Below are 14,621 nucleotides of genomic sequence, written 5' to 3' on the forward strand. Positions count from 1 at the left end.
AATGGCATCTAAACACAATTTTTGAGGGGTGGACAGTATTATGAAAGAAATTCAAGTGGGGTTATTAGGTCTTGGGACAGTTGGTAGTGGTGTAGTTCGTATTATTGCAGATCATCAAGAAAGACTTATACACCAAGTAGGTTGTCCAGTGAAAGTAACGAAAGTATTGGTGCAAAATATTGAAAAAGAGAGAGAGGTCGAGGTACCTTCTACTCTATTAACACAAAATGCGAGTGAAATTTTAGATAATCCTAATATTGATGTTGTCATCGAAGTAATGGGTGGAATCGATGATGCAAAAGCATATATTTTACAAGCTTTAAATAGTGGGAAACACGTTGTGACTGCAAATAAAGATCTAATGGCGTTACACGGGGCAGAATTGCTGGCGGTAGCAAAAGATAACAAGGCTGATTTGTTTTATGAAGCTAGTGTAGCTGGAGGTATTCCGATTTTAAGAAGCATCGTAGAGGGGCTTTCTTCAGATCTTATTACGAAAGTAATGGGAATTGTAAATGGAACGACAAATTTTATTTTGACGAAAATGTCAGACGAAGGGAGAGCATATAACGACGTGTTAAAAGAAGCCCAACAGCTTGGATTTGCAGAAGCAGATCCAACATCAGACGTAGAAGGTTTAGATGCAGCAAGAAAAATGACGATTTTGGCTACTCTCGGTTTCTCTACAAATGTAGAGCTTGGAGATGTGAAGGTAAAAGGAATTACTTCTATTACAGAAGAAGATATTGAATATAGTAAGAGCTTAGGATATACAATTAAATTAATTGGTCTTGCAAAGCGAGATGGCGAGAAATTAGAGGTTACAGTTGAGCCAACTTTACTTCCAAATACACATCCTCTTGCAGCAGTGCAAAATGAATATAATGCTGTCTATGTGTATGGTGAGGCAGTAGGAGAAACGATGTTTTATGGACCGGGGGCAGGAAGCTTACCGACAGCGACAGCTGTTGTTTCTGACCTAGTTGCTGTAATGCAAAATATTAGGTTAGGTGTAAACGGAAATAGTGCCGTATCCCCACAATATAAAAAAGTATTAAAAGAGCCAGATGAAATTGTTGTGAAAAAGTTTTTAAGACTTCATGTCAAAGACGAGATTGGTGTATTTGCAAAAATTACATCCTTGTTCTCTGAGCGCGGTGTTAGCTTTGAAAAGATTATTCAAATGCCACTTGAAGAGAAAGGGAAAGCCGAAATTGTAATTGTAACGCATCGTGCTTCTCTTGCAGATTACGATTACATTCTACATACATTGCAATCGTATGAAGAAATAGATTGTGTGAAAGCAAACTATCGAATTGAAGGAGATGCTAAGTAGTATTTCCTATAAAAAAACGAAAAAACCTATTAAGCAGCTTGCTTAATAGGTTTTTTTCTATTTAAAATCTGCGTGCCAACTTGTATAAATGCTTGAATAATCCAACCTGTTGTAAAGGATAAGATAATTGTTCCGAAATAGATTGGTCCATCTAATAAGAAGCTTAATGTTAAAAATAAAAGAGCTAATGAAATTTCAGTTCTTCTGAATGTCCATTTTTTCTTCTCAGCAACAGTTAAAACGAAAGCCTCTTGAGGCGCAGCGCAAAGGTTTGTAGAGACGTAAAGACCGATTCCAGCTCCGACGAATAGATTTCCACAAACAAGTGTTATATATTTTGGAAGAGAGCGGATAAAGTCCATAATAGTTGTAATGGAACCAATCCAATCAACAAAAAGAGAAATAAGAATCATCGTTACAATCGTGCCGATTGTAATTTGTTTTTTATCCCAAAAGAGTACGATAAGTGTAAAAACAAAGTTAATCATGAAAATCCAAAAACCAATACTTACCCCGAAATTTTGATATAGTGCAATAAAGAAGGAATCATAAGGGCTAAGTCCAAAGGAAGTAATTGTCGTCATCATATTAATACCGATGGAGAGAATGAGTAAACCGCCAATGAAAAATATATATTCTAATTTGAATTGAAGCATATAGTGTGTATCCTTTCTAAACGTATTTGCTAGGAAAGGATATATTGTGGAAAGCTTACCAGGTCAAGTAAGAATTTTTACGAAAAGGGGAGAATGAGATGACTAATATAAGAAAGATCGCTGAACTTGCTGGGGTATCTGTTTCAACTGTTTCACGTGTACTTAATGATCACCCGTATGTAAATGAGCAGAAACGAAAAGAAATTTTAGAGATTATAGAAGAATTAAATTATACGCAAAATGTAAATGCTATTCATTTAGTGAAAGGGAAAACAAATGTAATCGGTGTTTTATTACCACACGTAAATGATCAATATTATAGTGCTATTATTGAGGGTATATCAAAAGAAACCGCGAAGAACAATTATAATATGATGCTTTGCCAAACGAATTATAGTGAAGAAAAAGAGTTGGAAATTTTACATATGTTGAAAATGAAAAAACTTGATGGAGTAATTATATGTTCAAGAACAAATAGTAAGGACAAACTTGAAGAGTATACGAAATTTGGTCCAATTGTTATGTGTGAGGAAATAGATTCAAATTTTATTTCGAGTGTACATATTGATTACTATAAAGTGTTTTCACAAGGGATGAAAAGCTTAATAGATGCAGGTCATACGCGTATTGGATATTGTATTGGAAGAAGTAATAGCATTAATAGTCAAAGAAGAAAACAAGCGTATGAGGATTCACTTCAACAGATTGCTGTAACACCATTAGAAGCCTGGAAGTTTAAAGGGTGTTTTACAGTGGAAGATGGGCGTGATGTAGTGCGAGAGTGGACTCATATTCCTGTAAAGCCGACGGCGTTTCTCGTATCTTGCAACCATATTGCTGCGGGTATGGTAACGGAGGCGAAAAAACAAGGAATTCGTATTCCAGAGGATATTACGCTTATTGGATGTGATGATCAAGAGGTGGCAGATATATTGGGTATAACGACGATTTCACATTCCAGTAAAAACGTTGGTGTAAAAGCATTTGAATTATTATATGAAAAGATTAATGATGAAGAAATAGATGTGAAACATGTAGAGTTATTACCAAATTTGGTAGATAGGGAAACGACATACTAGGGAAGGTGTGAAAATCGCTTTTCAAAAATTCGTTTGGTATAATTATGGACAATCTATGAGGGCTAAAAGGGGTTTTGATATGAGATCGAAATTGGTAAAAGTGATTCTACTCATCACAATTGCGTCTTTCTGTTTATTTGCATATGGTTTTGTTTCAGGTGTGAATGATGTATTGAATCCGAAAGCTTCAAAATTAATTACGAAAACTGACGTAGTGGAGAAAGAAAAGAAGAAAGATGGAACGTTACAAATAGTTAGCTTAGGTGATTCGTTAACGCGCGGCGTTGGTGATAAAGAAGGAATTGGCTATATTGGACGAATGAAAGAAGATTTACAAAAAGATTATAAACAAAAAGTTGCACTAACCAACTTAGCAGTTAGTGGTGCGAAAATGCCTGATTTATTAAAACAAATTGAAAGTAGCGGAGCTCAATATTCAATTAAGCAAGCCGATGTAATTGTTTTAACAATTGGAGGAAATGATTTATTCCCAGGATGGGAATCGCTCGGAAAGATAGATTTAGAGACGTATCGTCCTGATACTGAAACGTTTCAAAATGAAGCAAAGAAAATTATAGAAGAAATTCGTAAATTAAATACAGATAGCCCTATTTTTTGGCTAGGTTTATACAATCCTTTTGAGGATGTAGAAGATTTAAAAGGGTCATCGAACATAGTTGTTGATTGGAATGCTTCTTTAGAGAAGTTAGCATTAAATGATAAAAATGTATATATTACACCTACATTCGATTTATTCCAAAATCGTGGAAAAGATTTATTATACTCCGATCATTTTCATCCGAATGAAGTAGGTTACACATACATGGCAGAGCGATTAGTCCAAAATGTTGTAAGTAAATTAAAACTAGAACAAGGAGGGGTAAAATGACGACGATACTTTCCGTACGAGACGTGAAGAAGGTAATTGGAAAGAAAACACTTGTAGAAAACATTTCGTTTGATGTAAAACAAGGGGAAGTTTTCGGCTTCTTAGGACCAAACGGAGCTGGAAAAACAACAACTATTCGAATGTTAGTCGGACTTATTAAAGCGACAGAAGGTACTATATCTGTTGGTGGTTATTCTATTAAGGAAAATTTCAGAGAAGCGATGCGTCAAATTGGAAGTATCGTTGAAAACCCAGAGCTTTATACATATTTAACTGGATGGGAAAACTTAAAGCAATTTGCACGTATGCTTGGTGATATACCCGACGAACGTATTAGTGAAATTGCGAAAATGGTTCACTTAGATGAACGTATTCACGATAAGGTAAAAACATATTCCCTTGGTATGAAACAGCGTCTTGGAATCGCACAGGCGCTTCTTGGAAATCCGAAATTACTTATATTAGATGAACCGACGAACGGTTTAGATCCAGCTGGAATTAGAGAACTGCGAGAATTTATACATAAGCTTGTAAAAGAAGAGAACATGAGTGTATTTATTTCGAGTCACCTATTAAGTGAAGTACAAATGATATGTGACCGTGTCGCTATTATTCATAAAGGGAAAATGATAACAGTTGCACCTATAGAAGAATTAATCAAAACGGCGAGTGATCGTGTAGAGTGGGTTGTTACACCGATTTCCAAGGCGAAAGACATGCTAGATGCCGCTGAGGAAATAGGGGAAGTTAGTATAGAAGATGAGCGTTTACTATGTCGTATGGATGTTACGTCTATTAATGTTTGGAATAAGCGTTTTGTAGAAAACGGGATAGATGTACATAGCGTTAAAGAGCTCGTATTTACGTTAGAAGATTTATTTATTGAACTCACAAGGGGTGAGCAACATGCGTGAATTTGCGAATCTAGTTTTAAACGAATCAGAAAAAATTTACCGTAAGAAACGTATTTTCGTTGTCATGCTTATTTTAGCAATTTTGATTCCACTTTTTGTGTACGCCCAGTATCGTGAAATAGAAACAACCCAAAAAAGACTCGGCACAACTGATTGGAAAGTATCGTTGCAACAACAAATTGTTGATTCTCAGAACCGTTTGAACAACTCAAGGTTGCCAGAAGAATGGCGTGATTGGTTAAAGGTGAGGGTGGAACAGCAACAATATTATTTGGATCATGATATTAATCCGACTGCACCAGGAGCCCCGACATTTGTGAGGGCGTTTATTGAACAAGGAATAACGTTATTTATTCCATTGCTCGTTATGATTGTCGCAATTGATATCGTTTCAGGAGAACGAAGTGATGGTACGATGAAAATGCTTCTTACGAGGCCGATTCGGCGCTGGAAAATACTCCTTAGTAAATATGTGACGATGTTATTTTTCATTTCGCTCATCTTGCTTCTTGTCGGTGTGTTTGCTTACGCGTTATCGGGGCTTGTATTTGGATACTCAGGATGGAATTTGCCTGTTTTAACAGGATTCGTTATTGATAAGGAGACATTAAATACGAATTTTGTACATCTTATCCCGCAGTGGCAATACATATTAATGGCGTACGGACTAGCTTGGTTTGTTGCTATTGTGGTAGGAACTATATCATTTATGGTTTCTGTGTTAATTCGAAATACACCAGCTGGTATGGGCGTTATGTTAGCTGCATTAATTGCTGGCGGAATTTTGAGTTCTTTTGCAACGTCTTGGGAAGGTGCGAAATATATTTTTAGTGTCAACTTATCGCTAACGGATTATTTATCAGGAAAACTGCCTGCATTACAAGGGTTATCAATGGGGTTTTCTTTAATGAATTTAGCGGTATGGGCAGTAGTTTCCCTTATTATTTCTTTCGTAGTATTTACAAAACAAGATATGGTGAATTAATTGGATAGGAAGTGAAGGTATGAAAAATACTTTACAGAATGATTGGGGTTCATTACTGGCATCAGAATTTGAAAAAGAATATTATCAAACTTTAGCCGGTTTTTTGGAAGAAGAGTACAGTACGCATGTTGTTTATCCAAAGATAGAAGACATTTTTAACGCTCTGCAGTATACAAGTTATGAAAATACAAAGGTTGTTATTTTAGGACAAGATCCGTATCACGGACCGAATCAAGCGCATGGTTTAAGCTTTTCTGTACAACCAGGTATAAAAACACCGCCATCGCTGTTAAATATGTATAAAGAACTGCGAGATGAATATGGCTATGAAATTCCGAATAATGGTTATTTAGTAAAGTGGGCAGAGCAAGGAGTATTATTATTAAATACTGTATTAACGGTTCGCCAAGGTGAGGCAAATTCTCATAAAGGGAAAGGATGGGAGCATTTCACAGATCGCGTGATTGAACTGCTAAATGAACGTGAAAAGCCAGTTATTTTCATATTGTGGGGACGCCATGCACAGGCGAAGAAAAAGTTAATTACGAATACGAATCATCATATTATTGAATCCGTACATCCAAGTCCATTATCAGCAAGACGTGGTTTCTTTGGAAGTAAGCCGTACTCTAAAGTAAATGAGATTTTATCTAATATGGATGAAAAAGAAATCGATTGGCAAATTCCGAATATATAAACGCTAAAAAGGTAACTAACAATTGTTAACTACCTTTTTACTATTACTGTTCATTTTTAAGTTTTGCATCTAGTACAAAAGTGCCGAATGGGATAACTGATGCAGCAAGTGCGCCAAGTGCCCATAAAATTGATTTACGGTGTACGATTGTTACTTGAATTACCGCAAAGATGAATAGTATGAATAAAACACCATGAGCCATACCTGTAATTTTAACAGCTGTTGCAAACCCCGCGAAATATTTTAACGGCATTGCTACAAATAATAGTAATAGGAAAGAAATCCCCTCAATTAAGCCGATTGCTCTTAATCGTCCGATTGGTGTAGATAACATGAAATAGCCTCCTTTAACGTATGCTTGTATATAGTAAATATGTATTCTTTTTCAAAATGAAATAGTCTATTTTGTTCCATTATATACAAAAAGAAAGTTTACACTACGAGAATAGTGCAAAGTTCAAAATATAGTCACAAAAGCATGGGAATTTAAACAAAAACCTATTTGAAGCATTTGACTTCAAATAGGTTTTATGAATGAAAATATTATACAAGCGCTTCGCTTTTTAGTACGAATTTCTCTACAACTTTTGCAACGCCATCGTTCATATTTGTATCTGTAACATAGTTTGCAATTTCTTTAATATCATCTGGTGCATTGCCCATTGCAACGCCAAGACCAGCGAATTCAATCATCGCTTGGTCGTTATAACTATCACCCATTGCGATTACTTCTTCGCGTTTAATGCCAAGTGTTTGGATTAGTTGGTTTAGACTCGTTCCCTTCGTAACACCATGCTCAGTAAATTCTAAGAAGAATGGTTTTGAGCGCATAACGCTTAATTGACCTTCCAGTTGTTTTTGTAGTTTCTTTTCTACCTCAACAAGGCGTTCAGCCTCTTTATTCATTAACACTTTTACTACAGGTTCTTTGACTGCAGCCTTGAAATTATCAACTTCAATAATTGGCATACCAGTAATTTCGCCCTCAATTTCAGTATAAGGATTATTTTCTTCTGTTACGATATCATCGCCAATATAAGTATGAATCCAAACGTCTTCATCTTTACTAATTTCAAATAGGTTGTGAACGATTTCAGGAGATAGAGTACTACTAAAGATTTCTTCATTTGTTTTACAGTTAATAATTTTTGCGCCGTTAAAAGATAGAATAAAGCTACCGTATTCTTCTAAACGAAGCTCTTTTGCGACGTTGCGCATACCAAACGTTGGACGCCCAGAAGCAAGTACAACTTTAACTCCTTGCTCTTGTGCTGTCATTAAAGCCTCTTTCGTACGAGGTGAAATTGTATGGTCATCGCGTAATAAAGTATCATCTAAATCTAAAACAATCATTTTATAAGTCATATGGGAAATTCCTTTCTTTGTTTAAATAGAAATAAATTTTTATGAAGGTATTGGGGAATATATAGTAAGACATCGAACCTCTTCACATGGAATTAGGTGAAGTCTTGCATTGTTAGTATAAATTATCATGAGCGTGTTGCCCATGATAATTTATCATTATCGTAACAACTCTAAAGGTAGAGTGCAATAATGGAAGTTTTCCAATTTACGATAGTTGTTTTTCGTTAGAACGAGAAAGTAGTATTTCCAGTAAGATAGCCATTACAGATCCAAGAACAAGACCATTACTCAAAAATGATGCTAAAAATGGTGGCAGTGTAGAAAAAGCCCCTGCTGGAACGAACATAACTCCGATTCCTGTAAAGATTGAAAGACCTGCTACTTTAAATAATTGTTCTTTATTTTGTACAGTGTCATATTCGCGAAAAGCGAGACCAATCATGCTTGCAAATACAGGATAAATTGCAGCATATCCAACTGCGACAGGGATTGCTGCAAAGAATGAAGTAATCTTTGGGAATATACTAACGAGAATAATAAAGCTTGACCCTAACATAAATGGGAGGCGTTTATAAATATTAGTCGTTGCGATAAACCCTGCTGATCCGGAAATGGCAACAGGACCAATGGCTGAAAATAGACCACCTAGTAATTGATTTATTCCTGTTATAATGCCAGCTTGTTTGAAGCGGTCTGGAGCGGCATCTTCTTCATACTTAGAAACAACCTTTTGTACAACGCGAATACTTGCTAACATATTTGTTAGAAGTAGTAGCGTGACGAAAACTACTGTAATTGCCATGTTCCATTCAATGCGGGGCATCCCGAAAACAAATAGCGATGGAAGACGAATTATATCTGTCACAGGTGTTACTGGATTAGACAATCCGAAGCAAGCAAATAATATCCAGCCGCAGACGATACTGAAAAGAACGGAATATTGTCCAATAATAGGTAGCTTCATAATGAAAAAAGATAGTAAAATAACAATGAGTGAAAGAATAAATACCTTTGGCTGTACTTCTGTATGTTGTCCATCAAGGCCAAACATGCCTTTTAAGAAGGAGCCACTAAGTTGTGCGACGAGAAGGAATAAATACGTTCCAATTACTGTCGGTGTAAAGTAACGAACTAGTTTATCAATAAGTCCAAAAACACTAAGAATAATACAAATGATGCCACTTAATAGGAAAGCGTACTGAAGGACCTTAAGTGTTTCATTACTTGATCCAAATAATACGACACCTAAGCTTGCATAAAGGGAGAAAATTCCCCACCAAAGGCCTGCAGGGCCTTCTTGAATAGGAAGTTTATGACCGAATATAGTTTGTAAGAGGCCGGCAAAACCGAGAACAAATAATGTCCTTTGTACAAACGCGATTGCTTCAGCACCATCAAGACCATAACTAGTTGCGACACTAATTGGTACAATAAGACTTCCAGCTAAAATAAATAGTGCCCATTGTAAGGCAGAAAGAAATATCTTCATTATATCAACCTCTTTCATAGATTCCGTTTCTAGTATATACGTATTTCATTTCCTCTGGCAAAGATTGTAGATAGAGAAAAGAGTTGAAACATAATATGAATGCACGTAAGCAATTATGGATAGCAGTTATATGTATGACCTTTGTTGTAATTCTAGGAACGCTAGGATTTATGACAATTGAAGAGATTAGCTTGTTTCAAGCATTTTGGATGACGATGATTACTGTATTAACTGTTGGATATGGTGATGCGGTTCCTGTGACACAGGCGGGAAAAGTTTTTGCGCTTCTTATTATACCTGTTGGTGTCGGTATCGTTACATATGCAATTGGGGTAGTAGCAGCTATGATTATTGAAGGGAATTTATTTCATGCAGTACGGAGGAAGAAGATGGATAAACAAATAGCACAGTTAGAAAATCATATTATAGTATGTGGTTGCGGAAGAGTAGGGCTTCAAGTTGTACATGAATTACAGGAAAAGAAAATCCCATTTGTAGTTGTGGATAAAGATGGAAGTACATTCGAACAGGAAAAACTTTTATATGTACATGGAGATGCAACTGAAGATCACGTTTTACATAATGCTGGAATTTCAAAGGCAGCTGGTCTAGTTGCTATCGTAGCAAACGATGCTGAAAATGTATTTATTACATTAACGGCAAGAGGGCTCAATGATGCAATTAAAATAGTAGCAAGAGCTGAAAAACCAGAAACAGAAGAGAAATTACGGCGCGCTGGTGCAAATAAGGTTATTAATCCGTCTAGTATGGCAGGAATTCATATAGCGAAAGGTATTGCGAATCCGTTAACAGTTCATTATATTGATACAGTATTGTATGGAGTGGAGCAATCATTTGTAATTGAAGAAATTCAAGTTGGTAAAGATTCTATCTTAGCCAATAAATCGTTACTAGAGAATAATGTGAGAAATCAATTTGATGTAACGATTTTAGCGATTTTAAGAAATGGGAAAATTATCCACAATCCGACAGGGCAGGAAAAACTGCAAGAACATGATATGATAATAGTATTTGGTTCAGTTGAGAAACTGGGGCAATTTGAGAAAGAACTACAAAGTAAGAGGTGACAAGGAATGCAAGTATCTAGTGATAAGATTTTAAATAAAATGGCGAATGAAATTGCAAAGGCGAAAAGTAGTGAAGGACAGCAATCAAAAGAGCATTTATTAGTTGTACGTGCTTTATGTGATTTATTATTAGATGAACAAGTTGAGTCACATACGTATAGAGAACCACAAGTTCAATCACAAGTAATCGGATCTCAACCTATGATGACAGTTCAACCAGTTATGCCAGTTTCTGGAGAAAAAGTATATATAAAAGAAAATGATGCAAACGGTAATTCTTTATTTGATTTTTAAAAGTAAAATCGTTTGGCTTATATGTGAAAATTGCTTATGATAAAGGTAAAAAAGGGGAATTAAGATGAAAATTTTCTTTTTACTAGGTTGTATTGCAGCGGGACTATCTGTTGCATTAGGGGCTTTTGGAGCACATGGTTTAGAAAATAAAGTTTCTGCAAAAATGTTAGAAGTGTGGAAGACGGGCGTTACATATCAAATGTTTCATGCAGGGGGATTATTCGTAGTTGCCTTATTAATGGATAAGATTCAATCGTCGCTTTTAAGCACTGCTGGTTGGCTTATGGTAGCCGGGATTATTATGTTCTCAGGCAGTCTTTATGCATTAAGTACGACAGGCATTAAGTTCTTTGGTCCAATTACACCGCTTGGTGGTGTAGCGTTTATTGTGGCGTGGATTTTAGTCGGAACTGCAGTTGTAAAAGGGTTATAAAAAAACAAAAGCTGGCATTTGCCAGCTTTTTTTATGGCCTTGGAGCATAAGTTGCTTGTTGACCAGGTAAATACGCAATTTCTCCTGGGAATTCTACATAATCTAAGTAAATCATTAGTAGTAAATAGCGCTTTCCAGATTTTGGTTCACTAATAACGATATGATCACGGCCAGCTGCCTCGATAATCCCTGTATAAGATTGTGTACCAAGCGAACTGCCACGTTCATAAGTCATTACAACTGTAGCTGGTTTACCCTTGTTTAAACGAAGGATATTTTCAATATACGATTGCTCTATTGGCAACATACCTTGAGACACTGCATATTGAGCTTGAGCAGCTTGTTGTTGCATTGCTTGCTGTTGCTGTTGTTGCTGTTGTGGAGTCATTTGTTGCGGTTGCATATAAGTTCCAGATGGTTGATAAAAACCTGTTCCGTTGTATGGATTTTGTTGCTGTGCCATTTAAAAAATCCCTCCTCATTTTCATTCCTTAATATACGCTCGGACAGTCTTCACTAGATGGCTGGAAGAAGCAATGCTTTTTAAAGCGACCAGAATTTTGTTGGTTATACCAAGTTGGCGGACAAGGACCTTCAGGTCTAAAAAACCATAGGGCAAAATTGGCAGGCCAAAAACGTTGTCCTTGAATGGTTCGCCGCGCTAAGGCGATATCTTGTTCTCTTGCTCGTTGATAAAAATACCCTTTTTGAGTTGCCTCAAAACCACCAGGATTTTGATAAACCATTTGACGTAAATTACGTATTTTTTTAAAATCTAAACAATTTCCGCGGACACGATTTACGCCAACGTTTCCGACCATTAACATTCCTTGTTGCCCTTCTCCTTCGGCTTCAGCACGCATCAGTCTAGCTAATAACTTTACATCTTCTTCGTTATACGCGATAACACCCATTATGTGTCACCTCTCTTTTGGGAATGCACTGTAGAAAGAGGTTTATTTCTAGATGAAGTGTGGAATAATTACTAGTTCATACGTATGAGAAAAAGGACTCGGATATGACAACCAAACGAAGTTTTACATTTAGAGGGGGAAATAAAAAAAGCTAGCGCGGGCTAGCTTTTTTTATTAAAACACTTTAGACCATAAGCCTGAGAAGAAATCACCAACGGAACGCATTGTTAAAACGAACCAATTTGCTTTTTCTACTTCTTCAGTCGTTTTTGCAGCAATTTTCATACTTTTATTTCCGTCTAAGAAACCGTATTTATCAGTTGATTCTAAAACGATTGAGCCTACTTTTGCATCTTTCTTAATAGGGGCAACTAAATGTCCATCTTCAGCAATTGATTTATCGGCTTCAGCTGAAATTTTGTAAGATGGTGTGTTACCTTTTGCAGTAACTACTTTCACTTCTTTTTCTGGTGCAACTGTTACGTAGTCTTCTTTTCCTTTTACCACAGAAATTTTGTTGTTTTTATCTATTTTTATTTTTTGTTTTTCGAAGTTATTAAATCCATATTCAATTAATGCGCGAGATTCTGTGAAACGTTCGTCCATTGATTTCGTTTTAATAATAACAGAAATAAGACGTAAATCACCGCGTTTTGCTGTAATGGTAAAACCATATCCAGCTGTATCAGAACTTCCTGTTTTTAAACCATCTGATCCTTCGTAAGCGAAGGCAGCACCTGGTAACATCCAGTTCCAGTTTTCCATACGAATTGGTTTTGGATGATTATCTGGGAAGTTTCTAAATCTTTGTTTTGTATCCTCTAGCATTTCTGGATACTTTGTAATAATTGTTTTTGAAAGAATACCCATATCGCGAGCTGATAAAGAGTTTTCTCCGTTCGGATCAGTTCCTTCAGGATGTTTTCCTTTTAAATCAGCATTATTTAATCCAGTAGCGTTTACAAATTTATATTTCTTTAACCCTAGTTTTTTCGCATGTTCATTTGCAAGGTTTAAGAAGTTTTTCTCGCTTCCTGCAAGAAGTTCCGCTAAAGCAATACTAGATCCATTCGCAGAAAAGATAACAATAGAATGATATAATTCTCTTACCGTATATTGGCGTCCTTTCTCAAATGGAACGTTAGAGAATTCATTATTACGTGAGACTTCGTAAGCATAATCAGAGATGTTTACTTTCGTATCCCAAGTAATTTTACCTTCCTTAATCGCTTCTAAAACGGCATAAACAACAATTAATTTTGACATACTAGCAATAGCTAGTAATTCATCTGGATTTTGTTCATGCAGTATTTTTCCTGTATCTGCATCAAATAGAAGTGCAGCAGCTGCCTCTATATGTATTTTTTCTTCCGCATGGGATGTTGTTACTTCTAAGGAAGAAAATGACAATAGAAGCAATAGTAAAATAGACAAGATTTTCTTCATATACATTATCACCTTCGCATCGTTATTAGCATATAGCTCGTACCATTTTAGCATAAATCTGGATATCGAAAGGTTACAATTTTACAAGAAATTCGAAAAAAATATGTCTATTTTTGCTGATAATTGATGAAAAAAGGGGATTTTCGGGAGAAATATATTAGATATGAAAAAAAGGAACGAATTTCGTTCCTTTTTCGATATTATACGTGTAAAAATTTCGCTACTTTTTCGTCTGGTAAAATGTTTCCGACAAAGAATGTACCAAATTCACCGTAGCGGGCACTTACTTCATCGAAGCGCATTTCATATATAAGTTTCTTAAATTGAAGAACATCGTCAGCGAATAATGTTACGCCCCACTCAAAATCGTCGAATCCGACTGAGCCTGAAATAACTTGGCGTACTTTACCTGCGTACTGGCGACCGATTTTACTATGACTGTACATAAGTTTCTTACGTTCTTCCATAGGAAGCATGTACCAGTTGTCATTACCTTGGCGACGCTTGTCCATTGGATAGAAACAAATGTGATTTGCTTTCGGTAATTCAGGATATAAGCGAGCTAAGATTTGTGGGTTTTGGTATGGATCTTCATCAGCTGGAAGGTAGTTGCTTAGTTCAACAACAGATACGTAAGAATATGCAGGAACCATATATTCAGCTAATGTTGTTTTATTTAATTCTGTCTCAATTTCATTTAACTCTTCCATTGTTGGACGTAAGATCATAAGCATAATATCTGCTTTTTGACCAACAACTGTATACATTGCATGGCTACCTTTTTTTGCAGTAGCTACTTCGTTCCATTTTTCAACGACATTTAAAAATTCAGACACTGCTTGTCCGCGTTCGTCGCTAGATAATGTTTTCCATGCTGCCCAATCAATAGAACGTAAATCATGTAAACAATACCAGCCATCTAACGTTGTTGTTGCTTCACTCATTCTATTCACCTCAGTTAATGATATTTTACACGTTAACTATAGCATATATAGGTTTAAAATCATCTATATAAAGCTTCGGCGCATAAAATTGT

Annotated in this window: 17 protein-coding genes; 9 read left to right on the forward strand and 8 right to left on the reverse strand. The window is 36.0% G+C overall.

Annotated features, from left to right (window positions below):
- The first annotated feature begins 40 nt into the window (after nt 1-40).
- A complete protein-coding gene (locus U860_RS0100475) occupies nt 41-1,336 on the forward strand; it encodes a homoserine dehydrogenase (protein WP_025146996.1) in 1,296 nt (431 codons plus the stop codon).
- A gap of 29 nt (nt 1,337-1,365) precedes the next feature.
- Here the strand turns inward: U860_RS0100475 and U860_RS0100480 are convergent, their stop codons facing one another.
- A complete protein-coding gene (locus tag U860_RS0100480) occupies nt 1,366-1,992 on the reverse strand; it encodes a YitT family protein (RefSeq protein ID WP_025146997.1) in 627 nt (208 codons plus the stop codon).
- 98 nt (nt 1,993-2,090) lie between these two features.
- Between U860_RS0100480 and U860_RS0100485 the strand changes: the two genes are divergently transcribed.
- Genes U860_RS0100485 through U860_RS0100505 form a run of 5 tightly spaced genes read left to right on the forward strand, consistent with a single transcriptional unit; the run spans nt 2,091 to nt 6,556 of the window.
- Nucleotides 2,091-3,071 (forward strand): LacI family DNA-binding transcriptional regulator, encoded by a 981-nt coding sequence (locus U860_RS0100485; protein WP_025146998.1) that lies wholly within the window; start codon nt 2,091-2,093, stop codon nt 3,069-3,071.
- A gap of 7 nt (nt 3,072-3,078) precedes the next feature.
- Complete coding sequence (locus U860_RS0100490) at nt 3,079-3,960, forward strand: SGNH/GDSL hydrolase family protein (protein ID WP_002174431.1); 882 nt, start codon at nt 3,079-3,081, stop codon at nt 3,958-3,960.
- Nucleotides 3,957-4,874, forward strand: a complete 918-nt coding sequence (locus U860_RS0100495; protein ID WP_002174430.1) for an ABC transporter ATP-binding protein — start codon at nt 3,957-3,959, stop codon at nt 4,872-4,874. Before U860_RS0100490 ends, U860_RS0100495 begins: the two co-directional genes overlap by 4 nt.
- On the forward strand, nt 4,867-5,859 hold the full coding sequence (locus tag U860_RS0100500) for an ABC transporter permease (protein ID WP_025147000.1): 993 nt from the start codon (nt 4,867-4,869) through the stop codon (nt 5,857-5,859). The genes U860_RS0100495 and U860_RS0100500 overlap by 8 nt, the downstream gene beginning before the upstream one ends.
- Before the next feature lie 19 nt (nt 5,860-5,878).
- The gene (locus tag U860_RS0100505) at nt 5,879-6,556 is read left to right on the forward strand and encodes a uracil-DNA glycosylase (protein ID WP_025147001.1); all 678 of its coding nucleotides are present in this window, start codon (nt 5,879-5,881) and stop codon (nt 6,554-6,556) included.
- 43 nt (nt 6,557-6,599) lie between these two features.
- Here the strand turns inward: U860_RS0100505 and U860_RS0100510 are convergent, their stop codons facing one another.
- The 3 genes from U860_RS0100510 to U860_RS0100520 all read right to left on the reverse strand — a co-directional run bounded on the left by U860_RS0100510 (nt 6,600) and on the right by U860_RS0100520 (nt 9,410).
- Nucleotides 6,600-6,890: a DUF3817 domain-containing protein gene (locus U860_RS0100510; protein ID WP_002174427.1), complete on the reverse strand. Its 291-nt coding sequence runs from the start codon at nt 6,888-6,890 to the stop codon at nt 6,600-6,602.
- A gap of 209 nt (nt 6,891-7,099) precedes the next feature.
- Nucleotides 7,100-7,921 carry a Cof-type HAD-IIB family hydrolase gene (locus U860_RS0100515; protein ID WP_025147002.1) on the reverse strand — a complete coding sequence of 274 codons (822 nt, stop codon included), beginning with the start codon at nt 7,919-7,921 and terminating at the stop codon, nt 7,100-7,102.
- 205 nt (nt 7,922-8,126) lie between these two features.
- A complete protein-coding gene (locus tag U860_RS0100520) occupies nt 8,127-9,410 on the reverse strand; it encodes a purine/pyrimidine permease (protein WP_025147003.1) in 1,284 nt (427 codons plus the stop codon).
- A 95-nt stretch (nt 9,411-9,505) separates the two neighbouring features.
- Here U860_RS0100520 and U860_RS0100525 point away from each other — a divergent pair, with 95 nt between their 5' ends.
- The 3 genes from U860_RS0100525 (at nt 9,506) to U860_RS0100535 (ending at nt 11,225) form a co-directional block, all read left to right on the forward strand.
- Complete coding sequence (locus U860_RS0100525) at nt 9,506-10,498, forward strand: potassium channel protein (RefSeq protein ID WP_025147004.1); 993 nt, start codon at nt 9,506-9,508, stop codon at nt 10,496-10,498.
- A gap of 6 nt (nt 10,499-10,504) precedes the next feature.
- Nucleotides 10,505-10,792, forward strand: a complete 288-nt coding sequence (locus U860_RS0100530; protein WP_025147005.1) for a YwdI family protein — start codon at nt 10,505-10,507, stop codon at nt 10,790-10,792.
- A 64-nt stretch (nt 10,793-10,856) separates the two neighbouring features.
- Nucleotides 10,857-11,225, forward strand: coding sequence for a DUF423 domain-containing protein (locus tag U860_RS0100535; protein ID WP_002174422.1), 369 nt, complete (start codon nt 10,857-10,859; stop codon nt 11,223-11,225).
- Nucleotides 11,226-11,256: 31 nt separating this feature from the next.
- Here U860_RS0100535 and gerQ read toward each other — a convergent pair whose 3' ends face one another.
- From gerQ to hemQ, 4 genes are all read right to left on the reverse strand, one after another.
- Entirely contained in the window at nt 11,257-11,688 is a 432-nt protein-coding gene (gene gerQ / locus U860_RS0100540; protein WP_025147006.1) for a spore coat protein GerQ, read from the reverse strand.
- A gap of 28 nt (nt 11,689-11,716) precedes the next feature.
- Nucleotides 11,717-12,139 (reverse strand): cell wall hydrolase CwlJ, encoded by a 423-nt coding sequence (gene cwlJ, locus U860_RS0100545; protein WP_025147007.1) that lies wholly within the window; start codon nt 12,137-12,139, stop codon nt 11,717-11,719.
- A gap of 174 nt (nt 12,140-12,313) precedes the next feature.
- On the reverse strand, nt 12,314-13,591 hold the full coding sequence (locus tag U860_RS0100550; protein WP_025147008.1) for a serine hydrolase: 1,278 nt from the start codon (nt 13,589-13,591) through the stop codon (nt 12,314-12,316).
- 194 nt (nt 13,592-13,785) lie between these two features.
- On the reverse strand, nt 13,786-14,529 hold the full coding sequence (hemQ, locus tag U860_RS0100555; RefSeq protein WP_025147009.1) for a hydrogen peroxide-dependent heme synthase: 744 nt from the start codon (nt 14,527-14,529) through the stop codon (nt 13,786-13,788).
- Between the last annotated feature and the right edge of the window lie 92 nt (nt 14,530-14,621).

It is taken from the genome of Bacillus sp. H1a, assembly GCF_000633475.1.
GTDB lineage: Bacteria > Bacillota > Bacilli > Bacillales > Bacillaceae_G > Bacillus_A > Bacillus_A paramycoides.

What these genes read in the sequence shown, in the direction of transcription:
- U860_RS0100475 (WP_025146996.1), top strand. Translation starts at nt 41, where the DNA reads ATGAAAGAAATTCAAGTGGGGTTATTAGGTCTTGGGACAGTTGGTAGT.
- hemQ (WP_025147009.1), bottom strand. Translation starts at nt 14,529, where the DNA reads ATGAGTGAAGCAACAACAACGTTAGATGGCTGGTATTGTTTACATGAT.
- U860_RS0100510 (WP_002174427.1), bottom strand. Translation starts at nt 6,890, where the DNA reads ATGTTATCTACACCAATCGGACGATTAAGAGCAATCGGCTTAATTGAG.
- U860_RS0100485 (WP_025146998.1), top strand. Translation starts at nt 2,091, where the DNA reads ATGACTAATATAAGAAAGATCGCTGAACTTGCTGGGGTATCTGTTTCA.
- U860_RS0100505 (WP_025147001.1), top strand. Translation starts at nt 5,879, where the DNA reads ATGAAAAATACTTTACAGAATGATTGGGGTTCATTACTGGCATCAGAA.
- U860_RS0100500 (WP_025147000.1), top strand. Translation starts at nt 4,867, where the DNA reads ATGCGTGAATTTGCGAATCTAGTTTTAAACGAATCAGAAAAAATTTAC.
- gerQ (WP_025147006.1), bottom strand. Translation starts at nt 11,688, where the DNA reads ATGGCACAGCAACAAAATCCATACAACGGAACAGGTTTTTATCAACCA.
- U860_RS0100480 (WP_025146997.1), bottom strand. Translation starts at nt 1,992, where the DNA reads ATGCTTCAATTCAAATTAGAATATATATTTTTCATTGGCGGTTTACTC.
- U860_RS0100525 (WP_025147004.1), top strand. Translation starts at nt 9,506, where the DNA reads ATGAATGCACGTAAGCAATTATGGATAGCAGTTATATGTATGACCTTT.
- U860_RS0100530 (WP_025147005.1), top strand. Translation starts at nt 10,505, where the DNA reads ATGCAAGTATCTAGTGATAAGATTTTAAATAAAATGGCGAATGAAATT.
- U860_RS0100520 (WP_025147003.1), bottom strand. Translation starts at nt 9,410, where the DNA reads ATGAAGATATTTCTTTCTGCCTTACAATGGGCACTATTTATTTTAGCT.
- U860_RS0100515 (WP_025147002.1), bottom strand. Translation starts at nt 7,921, where the DNA reads ATGACTTATAAAATGATTGTTTTAGATTTAGATGATACTTTATTACGC.
- cwlJ (WP_025147007.1), bottom strand. Translation starts at nt 12,139, where the DNA reads ATGGGTGTTATCGCGTATAACGAAGAAGATGTAAAGTTATTAGCTAGA.
- U860_RS0100495 (WP_002174430.1), top strand. Translation starts at nt 3,957, where the DNA reads ATGACGACGATACTTTCCGTACGAGACGTGAAGAAGGTAATTGGAAAG.
- U860_RS0100535 (WP_002174422.1), top strand. Translation starts at nt 10,857, where the DNA reads ATGAAAATTTTCTTTTTACTAGGTTGTATTGCAGCGGGACTATCTGTT.
- U860_RS0100550 (WP_025147008.1), bottom strand. Translation starts at nt 13,591, where the DNA reads ATGTATATGAAGAAAATCTTGTCTATTTTACTATTGCTTCTATTGTCA.